The sequence below is a fragment of the Paenibacillus taihuensis genome, from assembly GCF_003386535.1.
Taxonomy (GTDB): Bacteria; Bacillota; Bacilli; order Paenibacillales; family Paenibacillaceae; genus Paenibacillus_Z; species Paenibacillus_Z taihuensis.
Map to the genome: position 1 here is coordinate 48,314 of NZ_QTTN01000043.1, position 10,598 is coordinate 58,911.

At 42.3% G+C, this 10,598-nt stretch carries 12 protein-coding genes; 1 reads left to right on the plus strand and 11 read right to left on the minus strand.

From position 1 onward, the window contains the following. Positions 1–123 precede the first annotated feature (123 nt). Positions 124–678 carry a CGNR zinc finger domain-containing protein gene (locus tag A8990_RS26005; protein ID WP_116191953.1) on the minus strand — a complete coding sequence of 185 codons (555 nt, stop codon included), beginning with the start codon at positions 676–678 and terminating at the stop codon, positions 124–126. A gap of 116 nt (positions 679–794) precedes the next feature. On the opposite strand from A8990_RS26005, the gene A8990_RS26010 reads away from it, so the two are divergent. Further along, positions 795–1,955: an MDR family MFS transporter gene (locus A8990_RS26010; protein WP_116191954.1), complete on the plus strand. Its 1,161-nt coding sequence runs from the start codon at positions 795–797 to the stop codon at positions 1,953–1,955. Positions 1,956–2,557: 602 nt separating this feature from the next. Here the strand turns inward: A8990_RS26010 and A8990_RS26015 are convergent. The 10 genes from A8990_RS26015 to A8990_RS26060 form a co-directional block, all read right to left on the minus strand. After that, positions 2,558–3,034 carry a DinB family protein gene (locus tag A8990_RS26015; protein WP_116191955.1) on the minus strand — a complete coding sequence of 159 codons (477 nt, stop codon included), beginning with the start codon at positions 3,032–3,034 and terminating at the stop codon, positions 2,558–2,560. Between the two features lie 540 nt (positions 3,035–3,574). Beyond that, positions 3,575–3,979, minus strand: coding sequence for a RidA family protein (locus tag A8990_RS26020; RefSeq protein ID WP_116191956.1), 405 nt, complete (start codon positions 3,977–3,979; stop codon positions 3,575–3,577). 281 nt (positions 3,980–4,260) lie between these two features. Continuing rightward, positions 4,261–4,716: a DUF6790 family protein gene (locus A8990_RS26025; RefSeq protein WP_116191957.1), complete on the minus strand. Its 456-nt coding sequence runs from the start codon at positions 4,714–4,716 to the stop codon at positions 4,261–4,263. 756 nt (positions 4,717–5,472) lie between these two features. After that, positions 5,473–5,787, minus strand: a complete 315-nt coding sequence (locus A8990_RS32340) for a DJ-1/PfpI family protein (protein WP_342772947.1) — start codon at positions 5,785–5,787, stop codon at positions 5,473–5,475. Between the two features lie 143 nt (positions 5,788–5,930). After that, positions 5,931–6,671 carry an SDR family NAD(P)-dependent oxidoreductase gene (locus A8990_RS26035; protein ID WP_245996227.1) on the minus strand — a complete coding sequence of 247 codons (741 nt, stop codon included), beginning with the start codon at positions 6,669–6,671 and terminating at the stop codon, positions 5,931–5,933. A gap of 43 nt (positions 6,672–6,714) precedes the next feature. Next, complete coding sequence (locus A8990_RS26040; RefSeq protein WP_116191959.1) at positions 6,715–7,017, minus strand: YciI family protein; 303 nt, start codon at positions 7,015–7,017, stop codon at positions 6,715–6,717. 139 nt (positions 7,018–7,156) lie between these two features. Further along, positions 7,157–7,870, minus strand: coding sequence for a metal-dependent hydrolase (locus tag A8990_RS26045; RefSeq protein WP_116191960.1), 714 nt, complete (start codon positions 7,868–7,870; stop codon positions 7,157–7,159). Between the two features lie 26 nt (positions 7,871–7,896). Continuing rightward, the gene (locus A8990_RS26050) at positions 7,897–8,274 is read right to left on the minus strand and encodes a carboxymuconolactone decarboxylase family protein (protein ID WP_116191961.1); all 378 of its coding nucleotides are present in this window, start codon (positions 8,272–8,274) and stop codon (positions 7,897–7,899) included. Between the two features lie 14 nt (positions 8,275–8,288). Continuing rightward, the gene (locus A8990_RS26055; protein ID WP_116191962.1) at positions 8,289–8,675 is read right to left on the minus strand and encodes a MerR family transcriptional regulator; all 387 of its coding nucleotides are present in this window, start codon (positions 8,673–8,675) and stop codon (positions 8,289–8,291) included. 447 nt (positions 8,676–9,122) lie between these two features. Continuing rightward, on the minus strand, positions 9,123–10,598 hold a 1,476-nt coding region (locus tag A8990_RS26060; protein ID WP_181909787.1), incomplete at its 5' end, for an S-layer homology domain-containing protein.

The window sequence follows — 10,598 nt, forward strand, 5'->3', positions numbered from 1 at the left end:
CACCTAACAGCGAGAGCAGTAAATAGGCTATTTGACACTTATCTATTAACAGGAAATTCCCTTCCAATCGCTAAGAATTAATAAACTGTATGACTTGAGCATCCAATATGCCTGCACATACTCTCAATTCTTCTGCTTCTCCCTAAATCGCTTAACCTTTGCAATTGTTCCACAAGCCCGACCTTCAGGGCTTTTTTTCGTCATGCTGCACCATTTTTTTGTACTACTACGGGATTCATCGTAAAATGCATATTTGCAATCGGGACATATCTTGACCCTATGGAACCTCTCTTCCTTTAAGAGCCGAAGTACCAATACTAAGATCATGTCAATAATACTGTCCCAACTTTCCTCATTGACGTTTTCAGTAACACTGTCAGGACCAAAATTCAGTTCCGGCATACCATTATGCAAAATTGCCCAACATCCAATTCTTCTAAGTTTAATCCAATGATTTAATTTATCTACACCCCCAAATTCCACTTGCCTCCTAAGATCCGAGCGAAATTTGACCACGTCTTCCAGCAAATCGTTCCTGGTTATGACCATATAATTTGCAACATACTTTTCTAGCGATGCCTGACAAGTAAATTTATCTTGGGGTACTCTTTCGTCATTGGGAATATCCCATGTATTCAAAAATGAAATCAGAGTATGAGTATTTAGCGTTTGTTCCATGTAACCACCCTTCAAAATTAGAGGTTGCAAAGTGAGTTTAGTTTATCATATATTAAATGTAACCATCAAATTATTTTGAAGGTTACACCTAAGAATGGAGTGAAACTTAATTTCCCATGGTTCCAATCACCCTGTTATCTTCTTTCTTGCTCAACTTTGCCGGCTTTGCGGTGTTCTCTTTTTTCACGGTGTATCTGTCCAATGAGCTACATTTCAGTGCTTGGGAATGCGGATCCGTCTTATCAATTCTAACTTTGTCTTCACGCGCTTTGCCTATTCTTACAGGAGCAATGGGGGATCGTTTCGGTCTCAAACGTATGATGAGTATCGGTCTTATTTTACGAGGAATCGGCTTTACTATGCTTGCATTCTTCAATACATTCACCCCCGTGTCGATAGCCGCACTTCTCATCGGAACAGGTGGAGCTTGCTATGAACCATCTGCATTGGCGCTTTTTGCTAATTCTAGCGAGGGTAGTACAAATGCAACTCGTAAGACCTTCATTCAACTTAATCTCGCCTTGAATGCAGGTGCAATTACTGGTCCCCTACTCGGAGGAATCTTATTCACTGACGCAAAACTTCTATTCCTAATCAGCGCCAGCTTATTCTTTTGTTTGTTTCTTCTTCAAAGAAAACTTTTGCCTGCATTGAAGCCAAATATTCAGAGTAGAGAACAAACTTTTTCATCCGGTCTAAAGTCAATTTTAAATAACAAACCATATTTATTATTTTGCCTAGCCATGGTCTTCTTCTGGTTCATGTTCACCCAGTTAACTGTAGCGTTCCCACTTCACATGTTTCATTTAACAGGAAAACCTGATCTTGTTTTTTGGGTCGTCACGATCAATGCATCAGTAGGACTACTATTCATGTTTGCAAGCCAAAAATGGTTAGCCAAGAAAGATATTAAAGATGCTCTCCGGTCTGGATTTCATATAATGACAATCGCAATGACACTTATCGGTTTAATCTCATCTCCATCTTGGCTCATATTCTGTTTAATATTATTTACTATAGGAGAGACTCTTGTCCTCCCCACCTCGGATGCTGCCATATCAGAATTCTCGAAAGGTAGGCATTATGCTTCGTACTATGGCTTCTTCGAGTTATCGTTTGCAGTAGGAGCAACTCTCGGCAACTATGTTGGCACAGCGTTCTTCAGCAACGATAATAACTCAATTATTCAGTGGCTTATTTTTGGTTTAGCTGGTTTGATTGGTAGCTCATTATTGAAATTGGAAACCATTCGTTCAAAACTAGAAAGTTACCAATAATGTATTACACACTTGATCCACAAAAAAATTAAGGTCCAAAATCTTAATAAAGCGATCTACCTAAAACAATTCCGTTGAACTACATCTCACAGACATCATATATTGAGATAAGTTTACTGAAAAAGAGAAGTATAAAGCCGTACATGCTTATTGGATTGGGACGAAATTAGAATGGGAATTTGGGTTGTGTATTGGTGCTTGCAACAAAGTTCCTGCAAGGTGGGTAGCGACGGTTTCGATGACATCCCTGCTATTTCGACACGTAATCGGCGGTTCACTTGTGTTGACGCTTCTCCTAGGCCGATCGTTAGCGCTACAGCTTTCAGCATGATATGCTTGAACGGCTTCAACCTTAAACGAAGGTTCACACGTAATACTCTTCTCGGTAACGTGATGTACGTAGGGGTTGCTTTCCAAAAACTGAATTTCATTCTGACTAAATTTTCTTCTATTTCTCATAACAATCTACATCCCCGTTTCAGATCTCAGCTTCTTATTAAAACACAAAAACCCGCAGGATATAGTGAAAACCCAACGTTTTTTAGAAACGTTGGGTTTCTCTTCAACTTGACAAGACTTCATTAAAGTCTTGTTCTAAATCATTAATCCCATATCTTAGGGCGGTCAATTCTCATTGTTCTCATATAGTCTAACAACTGACCTGTGTGAACAGATTCGTGGTAAGCGATGCGCAATAACATATCCCCAAGTGTTCTAACATACCCTACGTCAGAACGGTCTATTTCTATATTCTCTATATCGCTTATGCTAATTGTCTTAATGTATTTTAAGAAACTCTCACGATATGGCTGTGCAAATGTAAGTTCGTTATCTACCGTTACGAACTCCTTGTCAGAAAATGGGTTAGATAGATTTGATAATGCTTTACTGCCTCTTCCGATAAGAATTTGGTGATAAAGAAATTCAGCTTCCAATAAATGCCTAATCATTTCCGCACAAGTAAGAGCATCTTTGTCAGGTTTCCAATTCAACATTTGTTGTGGAATAGATTTCCAAACGTCAATACTCCTGCGCCTTACTTCTTCGAAATTGAAAATTATTAAATCATTCACATTCATTGAATTATATCCCTCTCATTCACCAATAGGTATATTATACCGAATTAATTATAGCAGACAAACATATGCAAACCCCTTTTTATCACTAGCGTTGCAATAATAGCCTCTGAATTTCCATAATTCCCGTCGTATTTGAATTCGAACATAAAAAAATCCTTTACAATAGATAGGAGAGGTAGATCTGTCCATTAATCCATTGAAAAGGAAATCGCTTGGGAAATTATTATACTCGATTCTCTTCATTCGGTAAAAGACTTGCGCCTACTTGTTCAAAATCGTTCACTAATGCTGTGGCCGACTGCCAGCAAGATAGTATACGAAAAAACCGACAACCACAGCCTATCTGAAGCTGTTTTCGCTTGCACAATTGCAACGCCGCGAAGGATTGCGTCACATCGCTGATAATGTCCTGTGCGAAGAGTATTAGACTGCCCCCTAGGAACGGAACAGTAACAGTCATGGACGTGAAAATAAAGTTAGATTGTTGCTGTGTTGTTGAGCTCTCGTACCCGCTTGCTGAATAATTACAACTATTAAAGACTATTCACCCACGGCTATTGCTTCTATTTCAATCAAGAATTGATCATTTACTAGCTTACTCACTTCAACTGCCGAACTGGCAGGTGGATTCTTCGTATTAATATACATATCTCGAATGTCACGAACAACCTGTATTTGGGAAATGTCAGTTAAAAAGAAAGTTAATTTTACAACATCGTCGAAGCTTACGTTGGAAGCTTCTAACGCCACTTTAATGTTTTCGAATACCTGCCTCGTTTGCGCAGCTAAATCTCCTAGTCCTACCACTTCTCCGTTTTGGTTTATTGCAATTTGCCCAGAAACATATATCGTTCTTCCGTTTCGTACCTCCACAACATGTGTATAACCATTTGCTGGCGGCATTGGTTGTGGATTCCTAAAAATTAATTGCTCATAATCATGCATAGAATTCACTCCTTTTTAGTAAGAAAGGATAAACAGCCAGAGAGCTGCTAGACCATCCCTATAATTTTATGTAATCATCGTAAGTCTTCTGCCCGTTCGTATTATGAGGTCAGCCTGAGCATGAACGATAAGGACATATCAGCACACTAATTGTGAAATGTATAATACAACCAAATGAAAAAGCTACCTTTGAGGGCTGTCCGATCTTTTTTTCATTTCACTTTTAAATTCAGCTTTCAGAATTTTCATTTTATATAACGACAAGGTTCTTTGGCTTTAAGCTAACTTAATGACTTTGCCAGTAGCAGTACAATTCCGATCACAGGCTGAAGAAAACAGATCAGCAGCACATGCGTCCAGTTATTTCCACCGCTATGGTTGCCATTGCTCTTCATATCTTCGATATGTATAATCCCGCAGCCGATATAGAAAACCGCATAGCCGATAATAGTTGCCGTCCAAAAAGAGTCCTGCATCCAAAAGCTCAATACTCCGAGTACACCGAAAGCCAGGTTCGCATAACCGACCTCCTTTTGAAAAAAATTGGACTTCCAGCCGATATACTGCGCTACCTTCTCGGCGTTAAAGAGATGGCCCGAGGCATAAAACAACCCATAAAGCCCGACCTTAACGAAAAGAAAAGCGAGAAGCAATGCCTCCAAGAACGACTTGTCCCCCCATTGAAATAAGAGAAGTGCCACAATAATAACAATCGCATTTCCGATTAAAGCCCTCATGTTTCCATCTGCCTTTCATTTTCATATTTGTTGTGGTTTATAAATAATGCGTCGTTTCCTCTCGACATCCGAAGGCATGCTATCCCCTCGTTACGCCGGCTATTCGCTCCACCTACAATCGCAAGCCCAGAGATCAACTCCCTTGTCGTGGAACTTTGCAATAACGCCGGTTGTGCGATCGTCGAAGTTGCCGCTTCTCCCCTATATGCAAAGGTGTTGAACAGAGCATCATCACCTACTCGCTCGCAGCTTGTTCAGGCCGGAACGTGCCCTCAAATATCCTTGTGCCAATAATAACGATTGGCGGTAAAGATCATATCATTAAGCCAAGCCATTGCCGAAACATCATTGAATGGTGAATCATTGCAATCAAGCCGCAAACCTAACGCGCGCACGAGGATCGACGTGAATTCTGCGCGGGAAATCGGCATATCGGGGGGAAGCGGTCGTCTTCATCGCCTACTACGACCAGCCCATATCGTCAACACCAACTCTGCCGAATGCCGATTACCACCATGTCCGAAGGTAACTACATCCAAATCCGGCATGCCGGAACGGCGTTGATATGAATTTCATTTGGGTCGACAAACAGAATCTCGTTCAGTGTAACTCTGGTATGTCGAGAATTGGGTTGATATTAGTGGGCTTGCATCAAGCATATGACTAAAGCGGATGCCAAATTCTATGAATCCTCTCCCGCGTGCCGTCAAGATGAGACCATCCTGTACGACAAGCTCATCCGAGTATCGCTCTTCATCAAACAACCCCGTTTGTTTCCTTGTTTCCAAATCCATGCCGATCGTGTACATTTTGTTGTGGAAGAAGACCAGCCTTAGCCAACAAATAAGGTGAACTGGAAATCGAAGCAATCTTCAATTCAGGATTTTCAGCACATTTTCGAATAAATTCTATGATATCCTCATTGTTGTACAAGGTTTTAATATTCATACAGCCGGGTAAGAGAAGACTAGTGTAGCGAGATGGGTCAGCATTCTTTATGGTTATGTCGGGTAAATAGACAAAGTCTGATTCCCCTTTTATAGGGCAATCCCAAATCCCGATTGTTTCAATGGAGGTTGCCCTCCTTGCTTCAACACTGAGAGTGCAACCGAAAGTTCATATTCGCTGAACAGTCGTTACAACAAGATCCCTGAATATCCCATTTTAGTAAGAACACCACATTATTTCATTTTAACGCCTGGGATGAAGATCACCTACAAGGTTTGTCCACTATCAACAGTTATTATTTGCCCTGTCATCGCTTCTTGTTCCAAAGCACTACAGATCATGCTTGCGATATCCTCTGGAGTTGAGATCCTCTGTAGCAATAAGTTAGGAGCTAGACGGTTCATCTGTTCTTCTTTGCCAGCCCACCATCTTGTCGCAACGGCTCCTGGAACAATACAATTAACTCTGATATTTGGTGCAAGCGCACGAGCTAAAGATTTTGTAAGCCCGTGAACAGCAGCTTTGGACACTGCATAGGGCAATGATGAACCCAAACCGGTTTGACCCGCAATACTGCCTAAATTGACGATTGCACCTTGACCTGCTTCCTGCATATGTGGGGCTACGGCCCTTGCACAATGGAACATTCCTTTGACATTCACTTCAAAAAGTTCATCCCATGTTTGTCCCTCTACTGACTCCAAATCATTCATAGGAATATGCTTGGTAATGCTTGCATTATTAACTAGTAAATCTATTGTTCCATATTTCTGAACAATTGTACTAACCATATCTCTGACTTCAATATCATTGCCTACATTAGCCTTAATTGCTAAAGCTTCCCCTCCAGCCTTAGTAATCAGTTCTGCGGTTTGTTCTGCATCGCTTTGAGACCGTGAGTAATTCACAATAACAATAGCCCCTCGTTCTGCCAGCATAAGACTTGTAGCTTTTCCTATTCCTGTACCGCCACCAGTAACAAGAGCCACTTTATTTTTAAGTTCCATATCAATATTCCTCGCTTTCAACATGTGTGTACTTTCGATGCCCTTATTTCTCCTGCAAAAACCATTTTATCGGCTCAAATTCATGCCGATGCATCGTCGGTTCGAATGCAATTATTTCGTAAGTAGCGATTTGCTCACGATAAAATGGATCTTCGCTTATAATTACCGACAGTTGTTCTTTACTTTCCGCATGTGCCAGGATGACGCCTCCCTCACGCGGATTCATCGGTCCAGATGCAATGAATCTGCCTGCATCGTAATACTTTCGTAGAAAAGTGCGATGTTCCTCAACAAAAGTATCAATGCGCTCAAGTTCCCCTGTATATCGAAGTAAGACAACAAACACCTTTATCTCCTCCTTGAATTAGTGTTTTTATAATAATGTCACTTGCCCTTACCTAGTCGCTTCGCTTTTGAATATATGAATTGCTTAGCAGATTGCTTGCTCCTTTTTGAAGCGCAGCACAATAAGCATGAAATTTCTATTATAAATGAAGAGTATCTCCCGGCTTAATGTCATATACAGTCATTTTCTCGATGTCCGAAAGCAATGCGTCAAGCTCCTCTGGGCGCCCCGTCAAAAAATCGAGAATTCCAAAATGTGTCGGAATGACCTGTTTAACCTGCAATAGCCTCACCGCTTTTGCAGCTTCACGCGGTGACATCGTGTAGGCATCTCCAATCGGTAACAGCGCTACTTCCGGCTCATAAAGTTCTGCAATCAGCGCCATATCGCCGAATACATTCGTATCTCCAGCATGATAAGCCTTAAACCCATTTTCAAATTGGATGACATATCCCATCGGTTCTCCACCGTACAAGAGTAAATCCCCGTCAACATAAGCCGATGAATGATCGGCATGTACGGCAGTTACGGAGATTTCACCGAATCGTCGTGTGCCTCCCTTATTGGTAGCTACGACGTTCTTCACCCCTTTTTTCATCAAAATTTGCGCCAATTCCCAGCCTGCCAAGATGACTGCACCTGTTTTTTCCGCCAGCCATACCGCGTCCTCTGCATGATCTCGATGTGCATGTGTCAGAAAAATATAATCGGCATGATCGATGCTTTTATACTCGCTCGGACATGCGGGATTATTCCGAATAAACGGATCGATTAAAATGTTTTTGCCACCGGGGGTTACGATGTGAAACCCACCAAATCCAAGCCAAGTAAATGTTGTTCCATACTTCTTCATAAAAAGCTCTCCTCCTGAAATATACGTTAAATGCACTTTTCCTCGAAAACTTCCATGGCTACTTTCAATCCGTTAAGAGCAGCTGGGAATCCAGCATAAACACTCATCTGAATCATGATTTCAATAATTTCCTCTTTGGTACATCCTACATTCAGGGCACCGTAAACGTGAACCTTCAGCTGCGGAAGTGCGTAGCCGAGAGCGGTTAACGCCGCCACTGTGGCAATTTCTCTAGACTTCAAATCAAGTCCAGGACGACTGTACACATCTCCGAAAGGGTATTCCACCAGTAAGCGCTCCAAGTCAGGAACTGTTTGTTTCAAATATTCTCGTGTATGAGCGCCTGCTTCAGCGACGACCTTGTCCATCGTTTGCAATCCTGTTGCATATCTTTCACTTACCATAAATATGACCTCCGTTACGAATTCGTTAGATATTTTTCGTAATATGAAATTTTTCGTCTGACCGAATCCTCAACCAGTTCGAGTTCTCTCTTCTTGGCTTCAATATTCTCCAAATGGCGGAGGAGAATTGACAGTCGGTTCTCGACAGGCACATTGGGCATTTCCCCAGATTCGAGTCTTTCGAGAATGCATCCTTCCTTCATGAACTCACTTATATCCTCCAGTGACATGCCGGTTTTCTTTAATACCGCCATAAATTGGAGAAATTCAATGTCTGCTTCCACGAACTCCCTGATGCCGTTCTCGGATCGTTTCACCTTGGGAAATAAACCGCTTTTCTCATAAAAACGAATCGTATGCACGGAAAGTCCGGTTCTTTCCGCAACATCACTTATCTTCAAGAATCCCATCCTCCTTACACTAAATTAAGTCCAGACTTGATACCTGCAATATATCATTTAGAGCTGACTCTAAGTCAAGTTCAAATCATTATCATAAATCCACAAGGGACTGTTTTATTATTCTCACATCCCCTTTAAACAATGCACACTTATAGATCCATTAGATTGTCATGAGAAGTAGATAAGCCAGAAGTATGCATATTTAGTTAGAACAACAAACAGCCTATGGATACCCTGGAATTCCCACATAAAGCCCTCAAGCCCGACTAACAATAAAACCCGTTGTACCACAACGGGCTTTATTGCATGCTGGTTATCCATGCTTTAATTCTTAGCTCTCATCTTTCAAATATCCAAATACCCATCAATAACGTCGTTTCGTAACCACGATCCCCTTAAAGAAACATTGCTCGGTAGGATAAGCCATATTTCCCTGCCCTCACCGCATCAATCGATTAAATCGGCTTGCTGCAAAAGCCGCTGTATCATTGTGGCTGCCTCTGCCCGCGTAATATATCCCTGTGGTGCAAGTTCCTGTACACTTCTGCCCTTAACGATTCCCTGGTTCAAACAGTCGATGACGCCATTTGCTGCCCAAGGTGAAATGGCAGAACTATCTCTAAATACCGAAAGCGACTCGCTCGTTTCAACGACTTTCACTTTTCTTCCGGTATATGCCATCGCATTCGACAGCATTGTCATTGCTTGCTCTCGCGTTATGGCATCGCCTGGGCGGAAAGTACCATCTTCAAATCCATCCGCCAGATGATAGCGAATGGCGGTGTCGACAGTAACATTGTACCAATCCTTCACATCGACATCATTAAAAGGTGAAGCACCGTGAACAAGCTGCAATCCTAAGGCGCGAACGAGTGAAGTCGCGAACTCAGCGCGCGTAATTGGTGTATTCGGGATGAAATGATCGTCACCTTCACCTTCGATGATCATTCTTGAGCCTAAATCTTGAATCGACATTTCAGCCCAATGGCCCGTTGTATCGCTATAACTGCGTGGATGCCAGACAATCGCATAATTGCTATTCGATAAACTATTGATAACAGCATGATATCGGCCGTCGATGAGTGTTACTTTAGTTGGGACATGACGGACGGAACCATCACTTTCAATGACAACTCCCGTGGTAATATGGTTCAGGTCGAATCCTTCAGGAAGGATGATGCTTCGCTCCACGTATGATGTAAAGTTAGACAATTCGACACTTATGTCATTCACGGTACCTCTCACTGCAAAATTCACTAGAGGCAGCACTAGTTGAAATTGGTTGCTTTTTGCTGCCTGCTCAGCAGTCCTCTGCATTTCTGATGTGCTATTCGCGATCTCGACCTGAAGGACAACGTTCTCAGGTTCCTTAACTCCCCCAAGTTGAGTTTCAATCGTTCCAAGATCGATTTGCTCAGCGGGAATTGTATAAGAACCGACTCGTGATTTTATCTGCAGTACGGCTCCATATCCTTGGAGTTCGCGGACCAACTGTTCACTCAGTTCACCAATTACAACATCCGAATTGCCATCAATCGGAATAGTTACAAGCGGATTCATTCCTTGCGCAGCCAGCAAATTATGAATTGCCTCTCCATCAACTCTAACCGTAGTCACAGTTTGTCCATTACGTACGGATTCGGTTAAACGGCCGATTGTAAAAGGCTTACCATTCAGCAGGACGACTGCCCCTAATCGCTCATTGGAGCCGCTGGGTGCCGGATATGTCTGTATCGTGTTGCTAATCGAAATATTCAGCGTCTGCGTAGCTCCCGCGCTGAACGTAAACGTCAAGCTCGTTGTACCCACTGGCTGCGTGGCCAGGTACGCTTTCTTGATCGTCACAGTGTTTCCGCTCACGCTGTAGTCCGTGCCGGAAACAAGCGACGCTGCTCCGTTCGCGATCCCGCTGAGCGTATTGCC

Coding starts and splice junctions, on each gene's coding strand:
- A8990_RS26005 (WP_116191953.1), bottom strand. CDS start 678: ATGGAACAAACGCTAAATACTCATACTCTGATTTCATTTTTGAATACA.
- A8990_RS26010 (WP_116191954.1), top strand. CDS start 795: ATGGTTCCAATCACCCTGTTATCTTCTTTCTTGCTCAACTTTGCCGGC.
- A8990_RS26015 (WP_116191955.1), bottom strand. CDS start 3,034: ATGAATGTGAATGATTTAATAATTTTCAATTTCGAAGAAGTAAGGCGC.
- A8990_RS26020 (WP_116191956.1), bottom strand. CDS start 3,979: ATGCATGATTATGAGCAATTAATTTTTAGGAATCCACAACCAATGCCG.
- A8990_RS26025 (WP_116191957.1), bottom strand. CDS start 4,716: ATGAGGGCTTTAATCGGAAATGCGATTGTTATTATTGTGGCACTTCTC.
- A8990_RS26035 (WP_245996227.1), bottom strand. CDS start 6,671: ATGGAACTTAAAAATAAAGTGGCTCTTGTTACTGGTGGCGGTACAGGA.
- A8990_RS26045 (WP_116191960.1), bottom strand. CDS start 7,870: ATGAAGAAGTATGGAACAACATTTACTTGGCTTGGATTTGGTGGGTTT.
- A8990_RS26050 (WP_116191961.1), bottom strand. CDS start 8,274: ATGGTAAGTGAAAGATATGCAACAGGATTGCAAACGATGGACAAGGTC.